Annotated in this window: 18 protein-coding genes and 2 tRNA genes; 8 read left to right on the forward strand and 12 right to left on the reverse strand. The window is 41.2% G+C overall.

Annotation, left to right across the window (positions count from 1 at the left end):
• Window positions 1-14: 14 nt before the first annotated feature.
• Both OKW21_RS20915 and OKW21_RS20920 read right to left on the reverse strand, forming a co-directional pair.
• On the reverse strand, window positions 15-893 hold the full coding sequence (locus OKW21_RS20915; RefSeq protein WP_277482988.1) for a hypothetical protein: 879 nt from the start codon (window positions 891-893) through the stop codon (window positions 15-17).
• Window positions 890-1,858, reverse strand: a complete 969-nt coding sequence (locus OKW21_RS20920) for a VWA domain-containing protein (RefSeq protein ID WP_277482990.1) — start codon at window positions 1,856-1,858, stop codon at window positions 890-892. Before OKW21_RS20920 ends, OKW21_RS20915 begins: the two co-directional genes overlap by 4 nt.
• 234 nt (window positions 1,859-2,092) lie before the next feature.
• On the opposite strand from OKW21_RS20920, the gene OKW21_RS20925 reads away from it, so the two are divergent.
• From OKW21_RS20925 to OKW21_RS20935, 3 genes are all read left to right on the forward strand, one after another.
• Window positions 2,093-2,181: transfer RNA gene (locus OKW21_RS20925), tRNA-Ser, on the forward strand.
• A 50-nt stretch (window positions 2,182-2,231) separates the two neighbouring features.
• Window positions 2,232-2,306, forward strand: a tRNA-Pro gene (locus OKW21_RS20930).
• 286 nt (window positions 2,307-2,592) lie between these two features.
• Complete coding sequence (locus OKW21_RS20935; RefSeq protein ID WP_277482992.1) at window positions 2,593-3,843, forward strand: site-specific integrase; 1,251 nt, start codon at window positions 2,593-2,595, stop codon at window positions 3,841-3,843.
• Window positions 3,844-3,878: 35 nt separating this feature from the next.
• Here the strand turns inward: OKW21_RS20935 and OKW21_RS20940 are convergent, their stop codons facing one another.
• The 3 genes from OKW21_RS20940 to OKW21_RS20950 form a co-directional block, all read right to left on the reverse strand.
• The gene (locus OKW21_RS20940) at window positions 3,879-5,192 is read right to left on the reverse strand and encodes an HlyD family secretion protein (protein ID WP_277482997.1); all 1,314 of its coding nucleotides are present in this window, start codon (window positions 5,190-5,192) and stop codon (window positions 3,879-3,881) included.
• Entirely contained in the window at window positions 5,189-7,378 is a 2,190-nt protein-coding gene (locus OKW21_RS20945; RefSeq protein ID WP_277483001.1) for a peptidase domain-containing ABC transporter, read from the reverse strand. The genes OKW21_RS20940 and OKW21_RS20945 overlap by 4 nt, the downstream gene beginning before the upstream one ends.
• Window positions 7,379-7,565: 187 nt before the next feature.
• On the reverse strand, window positions 7,566-7,700 hold the full coding sequence (locus tag OKW21_RS20950; protein WP_277483005.1) for a hypothetical protein: 135 nt from the start codon (window positions 7,698-7,700) through the stop codon (window positions 7,566-7,568).
• A gap of 236 nt (window positions 7,701-7,936) precedes the next feature.
• Between OKW21_RS20950 and OKW21_RS20955 the strand changes: the two genes are divergently transcribed.
• From OKW21_RS20955 to OKW21_RS20975, 5 genes are all read left to right on the forward strand, one after another.
• Complete coding sequence (locus OKW21_RS20955) at window positions 7,937-9,073, forward strand: sensor histidine kinase (RefSeq protein WP_277483007.1); 1,137 nt, start codon at window positions 7,937-7,939, stop codon at window positions 9,071-9,073.
• A gap of 14 nt (window positions 9,074-9,087) precedes the next feature.
• Window positions 9,088-11,244 carry a prolyl oligopeptidase family serine peptidase gene (locus OKW21_RS20960; RefSeq protein WP_277483009.1) on the forward strand — a complete coding sequence of 719 codons (2,157 nt, stop codon included), beginning with the start codon at window positions 9,088-9,090 and terminating at the stop codon, window positions 11,242-11,244.
• Between the two features lie 60 nt (window positions 11,245-11,304).
• Entirely contained in the window at window positions 11,305-12,078 is a 774-nt protein-coding gene (locus tag OKW21_RS20965; RefSeq protein ID WP_277483011.1) for a LytR/AlgR family response regulator transcription factor, read from the forward strand.
• 46 nt (window positions 12,079-12,124) lie between these two features.
• Complete coding sequence (locus OKW21_RS20970; RefSeq protein ID WP_277483014.1) at window positions 12,125-12,877, forward strand: LytR/AlgR family response regulator transcription factor; 753 nt, start codon at window positions 12,125-12,127, stop codon at window positions 12,875-12,877.
• Between the two features lie 156 nt (window positions 12,878-13,033).
• The gene (locus OKW21_RS20975; RefSeq protein ID WP_277483017.1) at window positions 13,034-13,255 is read left to right on the forward strand and encodes a hypothetical protein; all 222 of its coding nucleotides are present in this window, start codon (window positions 13,034-13,036) and stop codon (window positions 13,253-13,255) included.
• A 107-nt stretch (window positions 13,256-13,362) separates the two neighbouring features.
• On the opposite strand, the gene OKW21_RS20980 is transcribed toward OKW21_RS20975, so the two are convergent.
• The 7 genes from OKW21_RS20980 to OKW21_RS21010 form a co-directional block, all read right to left on the reverse strand.
• The gene (locus OKW21_RS20980) at window positions 13,363-13,950 is read right to left on the reverse strand and encodes a hypothetical protein (RefSeq protein ID WP_277483022.1); all 588 of its coding nucleotides are present in this window, start codon (window positions 13,948-13,950) and stop codon (window positions 13,363-13,365) included.
• A gap of 26 nt (window positions 13,951-13,976) precedes the next feature.
• Entirely contained in the window at window positions 13,977-15,845 is a 1,869-nt protein-coding gene (locus OKW21_RS20985; RefSeq protein WP_277483023.1) for a type IV secretory system conjugative DNA transfer family protein, read from the reverse strand.
• A complete protein-coding gene (locus OKW21_RS20990; protein WP_277483025.1) occupies window positions 15,842-16,837 on the reverse strand; it encodes a DUF5712 family protein in 996 nt (331 codons plus the stop codon). Before OKW21_RS20990 ends, OKW21_RS20985 begins: the two co-directional genes overlap by 4 nt.
• Before the next feature lie 79 nt (window positions 16,838-16,916).
• A complete protein-coding gene (locus OKW21_RS20995; protein WP_277483027.1) occupies window positions 16,917-17,348 on the reverse strand; it encodes a BfmA/BtgA family mobilization protein in 432 nt (143 codons plus the stop codon).
• Window positions 17,349-17,505: 157 nt separating this feature from the next.
• Window positions 17,506-18,189 carry a P-loop NTPase family protein gene (locus tag OKW21_RS21000; protein WP_277483029.1) on the reverse strand — a complete coding sequence of 228 codons (684 nt, stop codon included), beginning with the start codon at window positions 18,187-18,189 and terminating at the stop codon, window positions 17,506-17,508.
• Window positions 18,137-19,024: a helix-turn-helix domain-containing protein gene (locus OKW21_RS21005; RefSeq protein ID WP_277483031.1), complete on the reverse strand. Its 888-nt coding sequence runs from the start codon at window positions 19,022-19,024 to the stop codon at window positions 18,137-18,139. The genes OKW21_RS21000 and OKW21_RS21005 overlap by 53 nt, the downstream gene beginning before the upstream one ends.
• Window positions 19,021-19,299, reverse strand: a complete 279-nt coding sequence (locus OKW21_RS21010; RefSeq protein ID WP_277483033.1) for a helix-turn-helix domain-containing protein — start codon at window positions 19,297-19,299, stop codon at window positions 19,021-19,023. The genes OKW21_RS21005 and OKW21_RS21010 overlap by 4 nt, the downstream gene beginning before the upstream one ends.
• Window positions 19,300-19,399: the final 100 nt, after the last annotated feature.

Below are 19,399 nucleotides of genomic sequence, written 5' to 3' on the forward strand. Positions count from 1 at the left end.
TCATACGGCTTAGATTACCAGTCGGGCTTTGTTCTATCCCGAGGTTTCTCAGGGCGACGACGATTCTGCTGAATATACTGCATTTCGTTATTTCGCATTGCTTCCAGGATCATGCGTGCTTTTTCTTCGCTGATATTCATCTCTTCCAACCTCTCACTCATAGGAGAAGTGGATTGTTCTTCATCAGACTTTTCTCCTTCCTGCTGCTGTTCTCCTTGCTGTGCATTTTGCTCATTAGGATCCTGAGGGCTTTCTTCACTCTCACCCTGTTGCTTTTGCTCCTGCTCTTGCTTTTGTCCTTCTTGGTTATCTTCAGACTGTTCACCCTCTTCTCCCTGCTGCTGCTGTTGTTGCTGGTCTTGGTTTTGCTGCTGGTCCTGTTGGTTTTGTTGATCTTGCTGTTCCTGTTGGTCCTGCTGCTGATCCTGATTCTGCTGGTTTTGCTGTTGCTCTTCCTGCTGCTTTTTTAATAGTTCTTTTACTAACTCATAATTGTAGCGAGCCTCTTCGTTGGCAGGATCAGCTTTCAAAGATTCTTTAAAAATTCCAAGTGCTTCTTCATATTTTTTCTGATCGCTGGCAATGACACCCATCTGCTGATAGGCTACAGACTTGACATTACTGTCCTCTACACTTACCAGCCGATTGTAGTTTCTTTGTGCAGAAATGGTATCACCTGCCTGAATCAGAGAATGTGCAAGATTAAGCCGGACATTTGGGTCTTCTACATTCAGTGAATCTACTAAGGTCTGGTAGTGAGCTATTGCTGTTTCGTAGTTGCCATTTTGATAAGCCTGTGCCGCCTCCTTTTTCAACCTGTTAATAGTAGCTATGTTATCTATTACGCCAAGTACTGTAAAAGCTGCTACTACGATCCCTATGAGTAACTTCATATTTTTACTGTTTTAAATTTAAACAAGTGGTCAACCGCAAAGAGGACTGCCCCTACTACTAAAAAATAAAGATACTTATTAGATGATGTATCTACCTGACGAGAATCTCTCAACTCCCCTTCAATCTGACTGATAGCATTGATGAGCCGGGAAGAATCATCTCTTCTGTCATTCACTTCAAAATATTGACCACCAGTTTCATCAGCCAGTTGTTTAAGTGAAGAACTTTCTAATTTCGTAACAACTACATTACCATCGCTATCTGTTTTGGGAACCCCTCTGACCAGAATTTGGCTTCCGTCTTGTGTTCCTACTCCCAATGTAAATAATTTAATTCCAGCGTTCTTGATTTCCTGAGAAACATCGGACGTTTCATCTCCAAAATCCTCACCATCACTAATAAGAATGATCACTTTGGATTTTTGTTGAGAGGGAATACTTTCGTCACTATCTAACTTAGACAATGCCATACGTAAAGGTGGACCAAAATCTGTACCGGTATTGGGTACTAATCCCGTATTAAGCGTTTCTATAAAAAGGTTTAATGCACTTTGATCATAAGTGAGTGGACACTGTACAAAAGCTTCAGAAGAAAATATAATTAAGCCAATACGGTCAGAACTAAAAGCTTTTACTAAATCTCGTAGTTCATATTTTACCTTTTCAAGACGGCTGGGTTGCACATCCGTTGCGTTCATAGACTGAGAAAGATCTACTGCAACAAAAATATCTTTTCCCACTGCCTGCACTTCTTTTGTAGCATTTCCCATAAGCGGGCCGAGCAAAGCCACCATAAATAGTAAAAAATACAAGGTACGCAATACCACTTTTGCTACGATAGCAGGAAATCCGGTATTAAGTATACGGCTGATCCTGATCATACGACTGATGTATAAGACATAACCTAAAATAAAAAGTCCTATGAATACAAATTCAGTCTTTCCAAATTGATGATACCATTCCATAAATTATAGCTCCTCCAAAACGAAATTACTCTGTATAACGAAAAAAGTCATGGCAAAGTGCAAAAATTAAGCTCCTCCTACAATGGACGGTATGAAAATATAAAAACAAAGGGGAAATAGCTTGGCATGTAGGTAGAAATTTCTTGCCTAATACTTTGGTGATGTAAAAAATCTTATGCTATATTTGCACTTCCAAAAACAGGGGAGTATTACTTGTTTTTGTTAATAAGCTACGGAGAGATGGGTGAGTGGCTTAAACCAGCAGTTTGCTAAACTGTCGTACGTGTCAAAACGTACCGGGGGTTCGAATCCCCCTCTCTCCGCACCGAAGATAAGATTTCGTTTTCAGCAGCGAAATTGAAAAGTAATGATTCGGGGCGTAGCGCAGTCCGGTTAGCGTACCTGCTTTGGGAGCAGGGGGTCGCAGGTTCGAATCCTGCCGCCCCGACATTTTAAAGTTCATAATTCATTAAAACCCTTTAAATCGTATGATTTGGAGGGTTTTTTATTTTTTTACCCTCCAATTTATACATACAGTTTCAATAAAAATGTGTCCATTTCGTGGTCCATTTTTTATTACTACATTTTGGACACAGAAATAGAGATAAGTAACTGATTTACAGTTTACTGTGATTATAAAAATTGTCTCAATTTGTGCTCATTTGAACTACTATCTGTGTCCAATTTTAAATGGACACATCAAATCAATGTAAAACCATTTAAAAGAAACTGTCATGAGAGCATCCAACACTTTTAGCATTCTCTTCTTTGTGAAGAAACATCGTATCTCAAATGGAAAAGTTCCTATTTATTTAAGGATTACCGCAAATGGTAAACGACTTGATTTATCCGTCAAACGCAGGATTGATGCAGATAAATGGGATGAAGCTCGTGGGGTTGCAAGGGGATCGAGACAAGAAATTAAAGCTTTAAATATGTATCTCGATCAAGTCAAGAATCATCTTTACGAATGTCATCATCAGTTAGAAAAAGAGAAAAAGTTAGTTACAGCAGAAGCTATTAAGCATCGCTATTTAGGAAAAGATGATCGTGGAAAAACTCTAAGTGAGCTTATGGAATACCACAATGAAGAAATGAAAGATGAATTAGCCTGGGGTACTCAGAAGAATTATTTCACAACACAGAAATATGTATGTGAATTTCTACATAAAAAACTTAAGACCTCAAATATTTTCCTAGAAGAATTAAACTATAAGTTTGTCAAGGATTTCGAGAAGTATCTTAAGCATCGCACTCCAGATGGTCATCAAAAGCCCTGCGGTCAAAATGGAGCAATGAAACATATTCAGAGGCTAAAAAAGATGATTAACCTTGCTATCAAAGAAGAATGGTTAGTAAAAGACCCCTTCCAGAAATTCAAACTCAAATTAGAGAAGAAAGACAGAGGTTACTTAACCAAAGAGGAATTAAAACGAATTGCAGAAAAAGTCTTTCCTATTGATAGGTTAGATCAAACTCGAGATATTTTTATTTTCAGCTGCTATACAGGGCTATCTTACGCTGAAGTTTTTGATCTAACATCCAATAATATTGTTGTAGGTTTAGATGGTAATCATTGGATTCAAGGACAACGCCGTAAGTCAAAAGAGTGGTTCAAAGTACCAATACTACCGCAAGCAAAAGCTATAATAAAAAAATATCAGGATCATCCACTTAGCAAGACCCATGGGAAAGTGCTTCCAGTTTATACTAATCAGAAGACAAATGCTTATCTGAAGGAGATAGCTATATTATGTAAAATTAGTAAGAATCTCACATTTCACCTTGCACGACATACCTTTGCCACTACAATTACCCTTTCCAATGGAGTGCCTATAGAAAGTGTAAGTAAAATGCTAGGCCATACCAACCTGAGAACTACCCAGCTCTATGCCAAAGTAGTAGAACAGAAGCTTAGTGAGGATATGAAAATGTTGAAAGGAAAACTGACTGAAAGTACATATGAAAAGAAAATGACCAGTTAAAGGTCATTTTCTTCAGTCCAAAGATCATAGGCTGATTAGAGCGCACTTTCAATAAGAGCTTTGGCTTTCAGCATATCAAATAGACGCTCTAGCAACCTACGTTCTTCAGTAATAATTTCAGCCCTGCCCTGTAAATGATGCTGGGCGGGAATCTGATTTCCATAATGTGTTTTCAGCCCTTCAGGAAAGCTAATAATGACACGATAGTATCCATGCTGGGGCAAATCAGAAATATCTTCTACTGTAGCAGGGAGTGTTCCATATTCTTCAAAAGGATAATTGTCCAGATAGACCTGTACTTTTTGCCCGACCTTTACCTTACCAAAATTCTGTATAGGAACCAACAAACGACCCAACACTGGCTGATTATTATCAGGCACTATTCGCATCACCGTATCCTGGATATGCACATATTGATTTGCGTTTTCAACATCAAAAAGTGACACCTGACCCGATAGTGGAGCTTTCAATACATATAGTTCTTCCCATTGAGAAAGAGCTGCAATCTGGTTGTCTAAAGCGCTATGTAATGTGCTATGTAACTGTACTTGGGTCTGATCCTGCTTAAGCGCTAATTGCTGCTGCTTTTGTATCAATTGACTCATATTCAATTGAATTTGAGTAAGCTCACTGGCAATTTCTTGGGCAGCGTATTTTGCATCTATCCATTCCCGTTCACTTATCTCTAAAGCTTTTTCGGCAATGGACTGAGTTGCATAAAGCTGTTTGTTACGAAGAAAGTCCTTCTCAACCAAATCGGATTTACGATTGAGTAACTTATGTTCCGTCTGCTTTTGAACAATTAGTTGTTGATACTGAACTAACTGGCGTTCCAAAGATAAACTTTCCTGGTAGTGAGGGTTAAGTTTTTGATATTGCTCATAGGCTGACCAGGCAGACTGCAATTGGCTGTAATACTGCTGCATATTACCAAGTTGATATGTAGGAAATACCAATGAATCAGCTAAAGTCCAAATAAGATTGCGGGGATTGAGTTGTCGCAAAGTCTTCTCTATTCGAACTACATCTTCATAACGGGCCGGGTTTTGAATAATAGCCAGAATTTCTCCTGCCTCAACAGTGTCATGGTCTGTCACGAGTAAGTCCATAATATACCCATCTGTTTGGGCAATGATCCCGATGGGGGGATTGGCAGTGGTAATGACAAGTTTCCCGGAAATGCGATCAGGATAACGAATGAACCATGCCAATATCAGCAGAACTATCACCAGCACAAATACACCTACCTGCCCCCATCGGAATATCCAGCGTGGTGGAGTGGCAAGCACTTCTTGCAAATATTCAGAAGGCTCACTAAGCTCAGTAACAGGTTCAGGAAAGACCGTCATGCGCCTAGCTCTAATTGGTTTTTGACTAAGTTGTAATAGTACCCCTGGAGACGGGCAAGTTCTGAATGAGTGCCTTGTTCTACGACTCTTCCCTCTTCCAGTACCAAAATCTTGTCAGCATGTTTGACTGTGCTGAGGCGATGGGCTACAATAACAACTGTTCTGTCCTGGAAGAAGTTTTCCAGGTTATTGACAATAAAGCTTTCGGTTTCGGCATCCAGGGCACTGGTGGCCTCATCAAAAAACAAGTATTTGGGATCTTTATAGATTGCCCTTGCTATCAGTATACGTTGGCGCTGTCCACCTGAAAGCCCCATCCCGTTTTGACCAATATGTGTATGGTAACCGTTGGGTAATGATTGGATAAAAGATTCCAGATGGGCAATATGCACTGCATGGGCTAGTCTAGACTTATCCAAAGGATTTCTACTGTCCGATTCCGTGATGTTAGCAAGAATCGTATCGTCAAAGATATATCCATCCTGCATAACCACCCCGCACTGGGAGAGCCAAGTAGTTGCAGGCAGTTTATCCAATGAGTTATTGCCTGCATAAATGTTACCTTCCGTTGGCTCATAGAATTTGAGCAACAGCTTCAATAAGGTAGTTTTTCCGCTGCCACTTGTGCCTACTATAGCCGTCACTTGCCCTTGAGGAATAGAACAGCTTATATTTTGTAGCACGGCAGCTGAGTCAGGGCCTTCATAGCGGAAAGTGACTTTATCCAGGTGAATTGTATGATTGTCTTCAGTATTCAGCAAGATATCAGGTCCTGTATGCTCACTGGGTTTTTGAAATACTTCGTTCAACCTGGCCAGACTAAGTTTGGCATCTTGCGCAGACTGCATAAATCCAATCAATCCCAACAAAGGGGCATTGAGCTGTCCCAGTATGTATTGTACTGCTATTAACATCCCTAAAGTCATCTCTCCTTTAATTACAAGAAAAGCCGAAAGGAAAGAAATGCCAATGTTTTTGAGTTCGTGGATGAAGGCCCCGCCACGGGTTTGAAGTTGGTCTACCGAAAGGGTTTGGACAGTAACCTGATGCTGTTTGATACGCACCGCTTCCCAACGCCAGCGCCGCCTTTGCTGGGAGCCATTAAGCCTGATTTCCGGCATACCATATAGTAAATCCTGTAGCTGGCTTTGGTGTTCTGCTGATACATCAAAACGCTGGTACTCGAGCATAGCCCGCCGTTTGGATAGTAGCAGAATCCAGCCTATGTAGAGCGATGCCCCAAACAAAAACACCAAAAAAATGAAAATACTGTAGAAAGCTAGGATAATACTAAAAATGCCAACCGTAAGTAGGGAGAACAGCACCGTGAGGGACTGTGCTGTAAGAAAGTTTTCAATGCGTTCATTATCTATAATGCGTTGAAACAAATCACCCAAATTCTTTTTCTCAAAAAAAGGATGCGGTAACTGCATCAACTTTTGCAAGAAGCTGGAAAGCAGCGATATACTCACCCGGTTGCCCACATATAGTAGCAGATAACTACGGACAACCTCCCCTACAGTTTGTGATACAAACAAAACCAATTGAGCAATCAGGATGATATAAACAAATTGTAAATTTTGATGACGAATCCCCTCGTCTACCAATGATTGGGCAAGGAAAGGAAAAATAAACTGAAGGATACTGATCACCAGCACACTCAGAAGTAATTGGTATAAATAACGCTTGTATGGGCGAAAGAAAGGTGCTAAGAAATGCCAACCTGTACGAGTGTTTACCCCGTGTGTCAGTTGTTGTTGAAAGTTAGGGGTAGGTTCCAGTAGCAATAAGATTCCGGACTTTTCCTCTACTGATTGCCAACCTTGCAGGAATTCTTTCTTGCGATAACGCAGTTTACCGGCTGCCGGATCAGCGACATAAACATGTTTGGAGGTAATCCGGTAAATCACGATGTAGTGCTGATCTTTCCAATGCGCAATGCAGGGAAATACTACATCTTTACTCAGGGTTTCCATGTCGGTCACTACCGCTTCGGTACGAAAACCAAGCTGCTCAGCTGCTTGTGAAAGGTTTAGTAGAGAGGTTCCCTGATTAGAAGTAAATGTTTTCTCCCGTAATTCTTCCAATGAATAATGCTTCCCATAATGTCGGGCGACCATGCGCAGACAAGTCGGGCCACAGTCCATAAAATCAAGCTGACGGTAAGCTGTAAAACGATCTATCATAACTTATTATCAACTTGGAAAATTACTATTAAAAAAGTTATAGTAAAAATTAAATAGTTTAAATTTATTTGACTGTATACAAGATTTTCCAACTCGTCTTATTGAGGGAAAGCGATCAATGGATATGGAGGAGATATAAAAAAAGAAAGCCATGATTGGCTTTCTTTCAATTTAATGTAGTTAAAAGTTAATGTTCGCTTCGGTTTACCAATTTTTCCAACCACTTGGGAAACTCCTTACCTCCTCTGATTTTAGCTTGGGCTTCAGTACTCAAAACTTTCATTTTTACCTGTTTCTTACCAGTTTTTGTTAAATTTGACATAGTGAAATGGTTAATTTGTATAATTATTTACATTTGCAATTTATGTCTCACAGGAAATGTACCAAACCAAAATCCACTAAATTTCATGAACTTCACCAAAAAGGACATGAACTAGGCAGAAAAGAACACCAGTAAGACTTTAGCATACATGAACTGTTCTCAACCAAAAAATGAATTGCAAAATATTTTATACTATTGAGCTTGGATGAACAATCGCCACTTTAAATTATACATAATTGAAGCTAAATATTCAGAACGATAAGTCAGGCATTTTACTATCGTTAAGTAAAACTGAAAAAATTACCCATTTGGTCAGTTGGATAGGTTTTTTGATTGTGATGCTTATCTCTTCAATGATTATTGAAGATAAACCTATCTGGCTGGTGCTCCCTGTAAATCTATTTTTGGAATTACTCTACGCTCTCTTTTTCTATCTACTTATATTTCATATCTATTCCCTGTGGTATACTAACAAATTGGGGTTTTACTTCCGGGCATTTGTTACCACTGCTTTTTTTACTTTTTTATTCTTTAGTTATGATTACTGGCTTGAGCCATGGTCGGGATTTGATACGACGTATTCCTTTTCGGATAGCCTCGTAGGCGCTGTGCTCAGTGCTTTTATCTTCATCGTTGTATCAATAGCCGTTTTTGCGTATAAATATAGTATAGCAAAGATACGTTACCTGAGCCAAAAAGAAGTTCAACTGGCCTGTAGCAGACAACAGCTTACACAAAGGGAGTTGGAACTCACCAAACTGGAACTACATTCCTACCGCAACATCTTCAATACACACCTTACCTTTAATACGCTTTCACATATCCATGCCAAAGTAGCAGAAGACCAATCAGTGGCCATACCGCTTTTATTGCTATCGGAAAACCTACGCTATAACCTAAAGACCAAAGGCCACCAGTTGGTCAGCCTCTCAGAAGAGATCCACTATATCCAGGACTATTTTGAATTGTATCACCATATTTTCCCGGGCTTACAAGTGAGCTTCACTGTTGAAGGGGATACACAGTCTATTGCGGTACTTCCCAGGGTATTTTTGAATTACGTGGAGAATGCCTTGAAACACGGAAAACGTAATGACCAAAACCATCCTATCAAAGTGAGATTCTGGGTGGATGATAAAGTACGGTTTAGTGTAAGCAACGCCAAGAAACTGAACTATACTGGTGTGAGTACCGGAGTAGGCTTAGAAAATACGTATCAGATACTGAAAGCTTACTATGGAGAAGAATTCACTTTGGATATACAAGATCAAGATTCATCCTTTGAAGTAAAGCTAAGTTTGCCCAAAGTCGCCTACCACGGTGATTTACAATACTATAGTCCTTTAAGTATCAATAAAGCATCATCCATTTAATAATAAGTACTACCATGAGGTTTTTAATTACGCTACACACTTTTTCACTATGCCTGTTGCTTTTGCATGCCAAAGCGCAACCAACACCGGATTCATTAGGCGCTGTTACTGAAGTTAAGTTTGGTATTCAATTGCATGATCCTTACCGGGGGATGGAGGAAATGGAAGATCCATTGGTAAAGCAATGGATGAACTGGAAAAACAATCAATCCAAGCAAACACTTTCTAATATCACTGGGTACAAAGAGCTACATAGCGAGATTGAGAAATTAATGACCTCCTCGGATGTGCGTGCCCAGGTGCCCAAAGTAAACCAGGATTATATTTATATACTGCAGTTCGTATCCTCAAGTAACAGTAATCAGATTGTCCGCTATCAAAATCCTTTAAAGGAAGGAGAGGTCGTTTTTTCTACCCAGGAAATCAACCGTCGGGACAGCGCAACTTATGGAATTTATTCTTTCTATCCTTCACCGGATAATCGTTACCTGGCCCTTCAGATGGATAAAGATGGAAACGACTGGATGGAAATTTATTTGTTTGACATGAAGGAACAGCGCATTACTGACCGGATTGATGCTACCATGTCTTTTTTTCCAAGCTGGATTGATAACAACAGCCTGTTTTATACCCAAATCAATATCACTGATGACCCCAATGAGTTTTTCAGCAATATTAAAGTAAAGTATCACCTACTTGGCACCGATCAGTCTGAAGATAAGATTATGCTATCCCAGGAGACCAACTCTAAAATTGATTATCAGGCGGGCGATTTTCCTTCCTTTACCGTATTACCCGGTAGAGAATATGTACAGTGTGCCATTGCCCGAGGCGTTTCTCCTTACCCGAAATCATATCTTGCCCCCTTGAAACAAGTACTGAAGGATAGTGAGTCACCTGGCTGGCAATTAGTGTATGATTTTGATGACCATATTGCCCAGGATGCAGCTGACAACGAGTATTTCTATATGTTGAATGATAAGGTAGGTGAAATCCTGAAAGCTCCCTTGGCAGGGCCAACAAAAAGAAGTGTTGTACTTTCTTCCCAAAGTGAAGGCTATCTACAGGATATGAAAGTGACCAGCAAAACAGTTTATGCCGAAATTGTCCAGAATGGTATTTCTTCTTTATGGGATGTCAATAATGATCAACTGATACCCACACCGTTCAAGGGAAATATAGACCTACACGAATCCGGCTCAAGTGCTATCAGCGATGGAGAACATCTTCTTTTTAGTCTTACAAATTGGTCACATGGCTACGGTATTTATTATTATGACCCTCAAAAAAACAAAGTGGTAAGGACCAATATGCGTCCTGCCGGACCCTATGACATTCCTGAAAACCTCATGGTGGAAGAAGTTGAAGTTATTGCCAAAGATGATGATAAAGTACCTTTATCTATTATTTATGATAAGTCTATTGTCAAAGACGGAAATAATCCCACAATCATAGAAGTGTATGGCGCTTATGGCACTTCATTAGAACCCTATTTTTCAGTAGAAATGCTCTCCTGGTACGAAAGGGGTGGCATTCTGGCAGTCGCCCATGTGAGAGGTGGTGGGGAAAAAGGCCCAGACTGGCACAAAGCTGGGATGAAGGGAAAAAAACCAAACTCCTGGAATGATTTAATTTCTTCTGCTCAGTACCTGATTGATCAGCGGTTTACCGGTCCTGAAAAATTAGGGGTGATGGGAGGAAGTGCCGGGGGCATTACCGTTGGCCGTGCCATCACTGAACAACCCGGGCTTTTTGCCGCAGCAGTCTTGGAGTTTCCATTGCTGAATACTATCCGGATTGACCAACAGGCGGGAGGATATGTGCAAAGCGAAGAATTTGGTTCACCAGAGGACTCTATTGAGTTTGGTTATCTTTATGAGATGGATGTGTACCATCATATTCAAGAAGGAGCAGATTATCCGGCGCTTTTGTTTACTGCGGGCAAGAACGATCAGCGTACTTTAGCCTGGGAACCAGCTAAGGTAGCCGCAAAATTTGAGACCCGACGGGGAAATAATCACCCTACCTTATTCAGGTTATACGAAGGTGGCCATGGAAGCAGTAGCACCGAAGAAAGTGTAGAAATGCTCACTGATAAGTTTTCTTTCTTTAGCTGGCAGTTAGATAATCATGATACCAACAAATCATCCAGTGCCTCAGGACAGGAATAAGCTTAATACTTAATAACTTTAATGGCATTGATTTAACTTTGGTGATCCTTCTTAAACGATATGGAAAGAATATTACGTGCTATTGCAGTTGACGATAATCCTGCTGCACTCATAACGATTCAAAGCTACGCTAAAAAGATAGATTGGCTTTACCTGGATCAGTGCTTTACTGAGGCTTTACCGGGGGTTAGTTACCTGAAAAACCATCCGGTGGATGTGGTTTTACTGGATATAGAAATGGACGATATTTCCGGCTTAGACTTTATTAATATTGTCAAGGATAAGGGTATCAGTCATCCGCAATTTGTCATCATCTCAGCCCATGAGCAGTATGCCTTAAAAGGATTTGAACTCAATGTGGTCGATTATCTTCATAAACCAATTTCCTATAATCGCTTTGTGCATGCTTTGGAGCGGGTCAATGACCGCTTATCCCTTACCCGCAATCAAAAGGAGGATAATATTCCAACATCAAATAACCACGGACATCCCTTTTCGGATTATCTCTTTATTCATCATCACAAAAAGCTGATCAAAATACTTAAAGACAATATCACTTACATTCAATCCGATGGACACTATTGTTATCTGTACCTGACAGATCAATCACGCAAGCATATTTCCTATAGCTTAGCTGATATGGAAAAATTATTGTTAGAAAGTAGTTTCTTGAGGGTTCACAAAAGCTTTCTTGTCAACGTGAGGCATATTCACGAAATAGACTCCCGATCTGAAGCAAGCAATTTACTCTTAGACGATGGAGAGGAAATACCTATTGGTATTACCTACCGTCCCCTGGTACAACAGCTTTGTCGTAATCTTTCAGGCTTTTGATTTCTTAGCATAACAAACAACTACTTCTTTTTCAAATACTGTATACATGATTTGTTTGGTCATTGATGATAATCCCTCTGACCGGGAATTACTATGCGCTCGTATTGATCAAACAGCAGGTTTATCATTGATAGCCTCGTTTGACCTTGGACTTCCTGCCCTGGAATTTATACAGCATAATAAACAAGTTTACCTCATTTTTCTGGACATTGAGATGCCAGACATTTCTGGCTTATATTTTTTGGAATTGTTACCCCCAGTGCATTCTCACCTTATTGTTTTTACTTCGGGGCATACAAGTTCTGCCATTTTGGGCATCAACCTACATGATCAAGTCATAGGCTTTTTAAAAAAAATCTATTCGTATCAAGAGTTCTTTCAAGTTATTCAGAAGGCACGTCGCCTACTACCGAAAAAAAATGTTAATAATACCCTCCATAATAAGCTATTGGAAAACAGTACCACAGTTTTTATCAAAACCAGCTTTAACCGTAAGGAACGATATGAGCGAATTGATCTGAATGAACTCCTATTCATCAAAAGTGACCGCAATTATATTCACCTGGTAACTGACAAAAATGAATATCTAGTGAAGAACTCACTCACTGATATTGAAAAGCAACTTTTTAGAAAAAGCTTTATCCGGGTTCATAAGTCATACCTTGTTAATCTTGCCCGTATCCGGCGAGTTGAGGTGAAACAACTTATCATGGATGATGGAAAGACAGTACCTATCAGCGAGACCTATCGGTCAAATTTAATCGGTAGACTCAGCGAATTATCTATTGAGGACAAGTAAACAAATCCTTTTGTCCCTCTCTAACCCCTGTTCATCCCCTTCAGATGGTGCCTGGGAAGGAAGTGAATCAATCGCTTGGCTCACCTGATCATCGTCCCTACTTTTAGCTTAAATCATAAGTCAAATAAGCAGCTAAAAGATAACATACCTTTCCTCATGGGAGATCAAATGAGCCAAGCAGAAGATACGAACCATCAGCATTCCTTCTTTGCTACCGGTAGTTCTGGGGATCATCTCCATCATTTATCCTCAAGTCAATTTCTAGCAGAAGATCAACAGCTCTGGAAAGCTTATCAAAGTGTAAAGCAAGAACGTGATATGCTCAATAAAGCGCTCCATGCTTACTTTGCAGGACTGACTTTGCCTAAAACTCTCTAAATCGTCACCATCTTATTTTCTTATTCTTTCTAACATTTTTTAAGAGGTAAAATATTCCCCCTCAAGCACATACAAATGATCCTGATGGTGAATAGATGAAGCTACTCTCAAAAATAGAACAGCTGAAAATTTCCTCTCTTTCCATCCTCATCAACTACTGAAGCCGCTGCTGAGACTTTTCTACGATCATAGTAAAAGTCAAAATCAGCTGCATTGGCACGTGAAAGCAAGAGAAACTTCCCTTGAGAATCAATGACAAAACCTTGTGCATCGTATATCCTTTCCGTGCCCTGATACCATCTTGAGCTGATGGTCAATAGACGAGTTGTATTTCTAAAGCTTACATTATAGTTCTGGTTCCACAGGTAGGTCTTGCCTGCATACTCATACTTGAAAGCTTCATTGCCTACGACATAAATCCTGCCTCCTGAGTAGAGACGAAAAACAGTCCGAACCTTAGGGATTGTTGGAAAAAGATAGCGGGCATTTTCAGCTATCCCTAATTCTTCCATGAGATACTGTTCAAACTCCTCCTTATCCTTGTCGGTAAGTATCACTACTTCATCGGTCAAATCAATGGTTTCTATTGGATTATGATAATGATTATCAGGAAGCACTTCATTCTTCTCACAAGAGGAGAAAAAGGTAAAGAGCATCATGGCTAAGACCAGCCTGAATTTTTGAGACAACTGCATAACGATAAGTGGTTTATGGTGAATAATTAGTGATAGAGATTTGGGTATTGCTCAATGATCTGCTCAGCTTCCTTTCTGATCTGTCGGAAATTGAGCAGCAAGATTTTTTCCTTCTCTTCAATGCTTGCAAAGGGTGCGATTGGATGTTGATTACTTACCTGGCTTTTCTTGACCCTGGTCCAGAAGTAAGGCATGGTAGATTCTACAGTCTGCCCCACAAACTCTCCTGGCTGGAATTGCATGATCTCCTGGGATTTGATGATATACCTTTCCTGCTGAGAAATGCTAGTGTTGTAAGAGAGATTTCGCCCACCTTTACTTCCTCTACTGCTTCCCCTGGAATGGTTGGTGATGAGCCTTTCTTCCTTTCCTATCATCTCAGAAACTGCTTTGGCCGTTTGTACTGAGCTTATTTTTCCATAGAACTGGTTAGATAAGTTGGCAATGATAACTTCCGCTTTTTCTTTTCCATACATATCAATCATCTGGGCGTAGTCCTGGGCCATGTAGACACTGGCAATTTTATTACTCCTGGCAGTGGCCGGAATCATCTCAAATTTGGGGATGTAGAGTGTGGGTGCTTCGTCCAACAGAACAAAGCTCTTGTGTTTTCCATGCAGGTTCATCTGCTTTAGAGCTACTGTAATGATCAAAGATATTACCGGACTGAAGGTATCCACTAGACTCGGATCAGAGCCCAAGCATAAGAGCTTGGGATGAGCAGGATCATTGATATTCATGTTCAGATCATCACCGGTCAAGGTCCAGACCATTTCAGGACTGTTGATCTTGCTGACCATGATTTGTAATGATGCAATCACGCCTGCTATCTGTTTCTCCGCTTTGTTTTCAATGGCAGTGGCAATACTGCGGCTCATATCTGCACTTTGAGTATTGGTTTGCAACATGCTAATGACATGGGTATAGTCTTTATAAAGTGCGGTATTGATCACATGAGGCAGGGTACAATGTTGAGGATGTTCACAGCGAAAGAACCAAATGAGAGAAGAAAGCCAGGCTATGGCAGAGTTAGAAAAGAAGTCTCTCTGTTTGATGGTGCTGGTATCCAGGTTGTTGACAATTGCCCGGGCATATTCTTCAGCATGTGCCACAGTGGGTATATTTTCAGGTGAAAGAGGATTACAGCGATGAGATAGCTTAGGATCTTGAAAGTTGATGATGTAGTACTTTAAGTCAGTGTTTTTCCCATACAGGTACAGGGCTGTATTGACTTCAGTGGCCAGGGTAGGAAACTTGAAGTCATAAAGAACGCCGCAATATCCTTTTTGTATGAACTGATGAATGAAGGCATTACCAATGCTCTCTGACTTGCCAGATCCAGAGGAGCCTATCACCAGGGTTCCCCTAAAAGGATTAGTAACATTGATCCATCCTCTTTGGGTTTGGAGGTGGATGCTATCTTCACTTTCTAGTTTGCGATGCTCATACTGTTCTTTTCTTCTGCTATTCCTAGAATAGACACTTTGCAATACCACCGGTACACTGATCAGCATTCCTGCTAAAGAAGAAGGATAGAGCCAGTAAATGGTAAATGATGGATAATTATCTGCTTTGAAGAGCAGCACAAAAGATAATACCGCTACTAAGCTTCCTGCCACAGTTATCCAGAAAGGCAATGGTTTTCTTTTCTGTTGGGCTGGATCAGGGCTTAGAAAAAGTACTACTACGCTCAGGTAGTTCAGCAGAGAAATAAACCTGATCCCTTTCCCAAAAAACAGAAGTAGCTGAACCACTCTTTGCAGCAGGGGATGCAGCTCTTCTGTTGCTAAGCTATTAGCATGAATCAGCAGATAGTACTCGGCTCCCATCAGGGCAAGTAGAAAAAGAAAGCACAGCAGGAGCAATTCTAAAGTTGTGGTATGCTGGCTCATCATCTTTCTTGCTCTATGTCAATATGTCTTCTCTTTTTCTTTCGCTCAGCAAAGAGTTCCTCATCCTCTCCTGTTTCCTGGCCTAGCTTCTGGATACCTTTGGCAAAGCTGCTTATTGACCTTTCCGGATATGTGATCTTATCCTCTTTTCCTTTTTCAAGCACCTGGTATGGATCATGGACAAGCTTTCCCTGCTGGTAATGCTGGGTTAATCGGTACAGGTTAAAGAAGAATCCTTTTCCGTATTGCTTCTCTTCAGCAATGGACAAAGCTTTGTCTACCTCTACCTTCTGGTTTCCCACAAAGTACTGGTTCAGGTATTCCACCCTATACCGGATACGTTCCCGATGCCTCTCTACCTGCTCCTGAGGCATGCCTTGTGTAAGCTTTTCTGAGATTGTCGCTTTCTCATAGCCAAACATTTGCTGAAAGGTCTTTCCATTCTGCACCTGCCAGTCTTTGAAAGTGAAGTGGCTTTTTCTTCCTCTGGGATTGAGTCTGTGCTCTCCAGATTTGTCCTTTGCACTCACCAGAATATGAATGTGGGTATGGTTACCGTTTTTGGTTTGTCCTTTTTGCTCACCTTCTTTTTCCTTCCGCTCCTCATGAAAGGTAGCAAACCAGATGATGTCAGAAGATCTTAATCTCTTCTTATTGGGTAAGTTAAAATTCCCGGCATAGTTCTCCATCACTTGCTGAGTATAACTTTTTAGCTTTTGTGGATCATTTCCAATATGTTCCAATTCTGAAGGAGAGGGAGAAAGCACCAGGGAATAGAACTTTTCCTGATGTTTTCTCAAGCCTTTGGTATTACCATCAATGACCTCTTTCACCTGCCCTGCCCTGATATCTGATTTTTCATCGTTGAAGAAGCTGGCCTCCTTATCCTGTTCTCTTGCTTCGTGTCCCAAATAGCTAACGGTCTTACTACTGGAAGTGCGATTGGCAAACACAAATCGTCCATCCCTTCTGGGGTTAATGATTTTACTGTGCATTGGCTAAAGTTTGGAGTTTAGGGTTTACCTCGGATTTGATCCTGAAATATATTCAGGACCTGATCCGGAGTTTAAGTGCTTATGGTTTTGAAGATTGATTACTAGCATCCAACTGATCAGCCACCTGGCGTAAGCGTTCTGACAAGTATTGCTGATCCTGTTGCTGTAATTGCTTGTAAGTAGCCTGATCTTCTGTAATGAGAGTAAGCAAATGGTTGACTGCCAATTCACCCATGATTCGTGCCTTACTGGCTTCGGTATGCATGGCCCTCAAGATATGCTGTTCCTGAAAAACCAGGTAAGAGAAAATACGGTCCACAGCATGGCGCAACAACTGGGCAAACTCATCACTCTGTCCTGCCTGATAACTTCGTGGGTCAATCTTGCGGGAAAGGAAGAACTCTCCTGCTGCTTCCAGGTACTCTTTGTAAGAGAGTTTGAGCCGCTGAGACTCCGCTTCCAACCGCTTGTGAAAAGCGCTGGATACGTTTACTTTTTTAGAGGTACTCATGTATAGGTACTTGTTTGATGTTGATAATGAGAGGGTTAAAGGGCAAAAGTACTTTCCATAAAAACCATGTTTTTACAACTATTTGAAATACAAGTATTTACAAAGAACTTGCACTTACCCATCTTGCTGTGAAAAACTCTGGATTTATTCATTAGCACTACTTCCTTCTGTCCGGTGCTTCCACTGGAAAGCTGATCAAATTGAACATTTCCCTCAGCCGGGAGCGTACCCGGTCGCCGTACAATCGTTCCAGTGTGTCGGCGCTCAGATTGGTGGTCATATGGGTAAGCATGCCGTAACGGACGAACTGATCGTAACGGTCCAGTAAAATCTCAGCCATGACATTGCAGCCGTTTCCATAGACTTTCGTGTTGGGTTCCACCCCCAGGTCATCAAAGCAGTAGGTAATCGGCTGGTCGTACTGCAATATCGGACCATGCCCTAAATGCTTCTTTCGGAAGGACTGTGTTCCGTAGCGTTCCAAGACTGAATGACCATCCTTGATAAAATTTTTGGCGATATCCCGGGTAGCTACCAGATGGAAACGTTGATGGGCAAACAACTGCATGATGGTTGTTTTACCACAGCCTACCGGACCGAGCAAAAATAAGCCCTTTTCCGGATTGATGCCCAGTTTCTGATGCCAAGTCTCATTACTAGTAAAATAAGCCAGTACAGCCTCTAAAACCGGGCGATTTGTGGCGTCCACAGTGAAGTTGGGTATCGTGCTTTGCGCGTGCTCTACAAAACACTCCCACAGGCTTTCAAATTTCATAGGATTAGGTTCGTTAGAGCGGAATGCTGTAGTCTTGCCTTCCACCGGTGTGTAATCTGCTTGCATAGGGGTCAAAGTTTGGAGATGAGATATCGTTTCTTGAAAGTTTACTTGCTTGATTAGCATAGTCTTTGGCATTGAGTAGCCAGTTGTTGGCCGCTGCCTGCCAGTCCTGCATATCGTTACGGCCTACTTTCCAGCCATTGGCTTCGTAGTAGTTGACAAAGCGAAGGGCCTGTCCTCGGGCAGTGAGGCTATCCGGGCAGAGTTCTGACTGGCTTTTCATGTACTCCTCCACCTCACTCACCGAAGGCTTGACAAACTTCTGGGTTGGTTCTTTTTTTCTTGGAGGGGGGGACGCCGCAACCGGGGGGGAGGTTGAAGTTTGGCGCTTTACCTCGCCAGTAATAGATCTCCTTTCTTCTGGTTTTTTTTCTCCTTGCTCCCTCCACTTTAAAGTAGATGAATCAAGGGTAGATACACTATGTATTCGATCATTATAATCGATAAAATTATTAATAAGGTGTAACTGCCCATCCGATCTATTATTCAGTAGACCGGCCTCTACTTTTGAGTTGCCCCCATCTACTGAAGAAGGGGGTGGGGCACCCTTTTCCGGTAGATCGCTGTTGATAAAAATTTTACGTTGATTTCCGTGACAAACTTCAACCTTTATATACCCTTGTTCAGCAAGCTGGTTGATCCAACGAGAGGCCACTTTAGCTTGCACATTGTAGAGAAATGCCAGGTGGTTGTTACCCGCCCAGCAGTAGCCTTGCTGATCACAGAGGGCTTTGATTTCACCGTACAAGAGCTTGGCGTGGGCGGACAGATTAGGATCAAAACGTACCTGCGCTGGCAGATTGATCTGGTAAGTGGGTAATGAGTGCTCCTTTCTCATAGCTGATGGGCGTTTACCAGGTTCTCCTCTATGACTTTCATAATGCCGTCGTAAGGGTAGTAAATCACTCCACCTACTTTGCTGTAGGGTAAGGTGCCGTTGATGCGAAGGTTTTGTAGTGTTCCCGCTGAGATGGCCAGCATCTTCCTGACTTCCGGGGAGCGCAGCCATCGCTTTGGTTCATGATGGGACTTAGAAAGAACCACTTTAAGTTCTTCTACCAGCTCCTGCTTGAAAAGAAACAGGTCATCGGTGGTGATAATTTGTGCAGACATAATTTCAATTTTTGTTGATGAATAATATGTCTGCAAGTAGAAAAAAAGAGGAATACCAAAACAGTTAACGGGGTTAATCAACCCCCTGTAAACCCCTTGA

The sequence above is a fragment of the Catalinimonas alkaloidigena genome (assembly GCF_029504655.1).
Taxonomy (GTDB): Bacteria; Bacteroidota; Bacteroidia; order Cytophagales; family Cyclobacteriaceae; genus Catalinimonas; species Catalinimonas alkaloidigena.

Bases quoted from the DNA above. Each gene is read 5' to 3' on its own strand.
- OKW21_RS20945 (WP_277483001.1), bottom strand. From the start codon at position 7,378: ATGATAGATCGTTTTACAGCTTACCGTCAGCTTGATTTTATGGACTGT.
- OKW21_RS20920 (WP_277482990.1), bottom strand. From the start codon at position 1,858: ATGGAATGGTATCATCAATTTGGAAAGACTGAATTTGTATTCATAGGA.
- OKW21_RS20935 (WP_277482992.1), top strand. From the start codon at position 2,593: ATGAGAGCATCCAACACTTTTAGCATTCTCTTCTTTGTGAAGAAACAT.
- OKW21_RS20970 (WP_277483014.1), top strand. From the start codon at position 12,125: ATGATTTGTTTGGTCATTGATGATAATCCCTCTGACCGGGAATTACTA.
- OKW21_RS20975 (WP_277483017.1), top strand. From the start codon at position 13,034: ATGGGAGATCAAATGAGCCAAGCAGAAGATACGAACCATCAGCATTCC.
- OKW21_RS21010 (WP_277483033.1), bottom strand. From the start codon at position 19,299: ATGTCTGCACAAATTATCACCACCGATGACCTGTTTCTTTTCAAGCAG.
- OKW21_RS20960 (WP_277483009.1), top strand. From the start codon at position 9,088: ATGAGGTTTTTAATTACGCTACACACTTTTTCACTATGCCTGTTGCTT.
- OKW21_RS20980 (WP_277483022.1), bottom strand. From the start codon at position 13,950: ATGCAGTTGTCTCAAAAATTCAGGCTGGTCTTAGCCATGATGCTCTTT.
- OKW21_RS20985 (WP_277483023.1), bottom strand. From the start codon at position 15,845: ATGATGAGCCAGCATACCACAACTTTAGAATTGCTCCTGCTGTGCTTT.
- OKW21_RS20965 (WP_277483011.1), top strand. From the start codon at position 11,305: ATGGAAAGAATATTACGTGCTATTGCAGTTGACGATAATCCTGCTGCA.
- OKW21_RS21005 (WP_277483031.1), bottom strand. From the start codon at position 19,024: ATGAGAAAGGAGCACTCATTACCCACTTACCAGATCAATCTGCCAGCG.
- OKW21_RS21000 (WP_277483029.1), bottom strand. From the start codon at position 18,189: ATGCAAGCAGATTACACACCGGTGGAAGGCAAGACTACAGCATTCCGC.
- OKW21_RS20950 (WP_277483005.1), bottom strand. From the start codon at position 7,700: ATGTCAAATTTAACAAAAACTGGTAAGAAACAGGTAAAAATGAAAGTT.
- OKW21_RS20995 (WP_277483027.1), bottom strand. From the start codon at position 17,348: ATGAGTACCTCTAAAAAAGTAAACGTATCCAGCGCTTTTCACAAGCGG.
- OKW21_RS20990 (WP_277483025.1), bottom strand. From the start codon at position 16,837: ATGCACAGTAAAATCATTAACCCCAGAAGGGATGGACGATTTGTGTTT.
- OKW21_RS20940 (WP_277482997.1), bottom strand. From the start codon at position 5,192: ATGACGGTCTTTCCTGAACCTGTTACTGAGCTTAGTGAGCCTTCTGAA.
- OKW21_RS20915 (WP_277482988.1), bottom strand. From the start codon at position 893: ATGAAGTTACTCATAGGGATCGTAGTAGCAGCTTTTACAGTACTTGGC.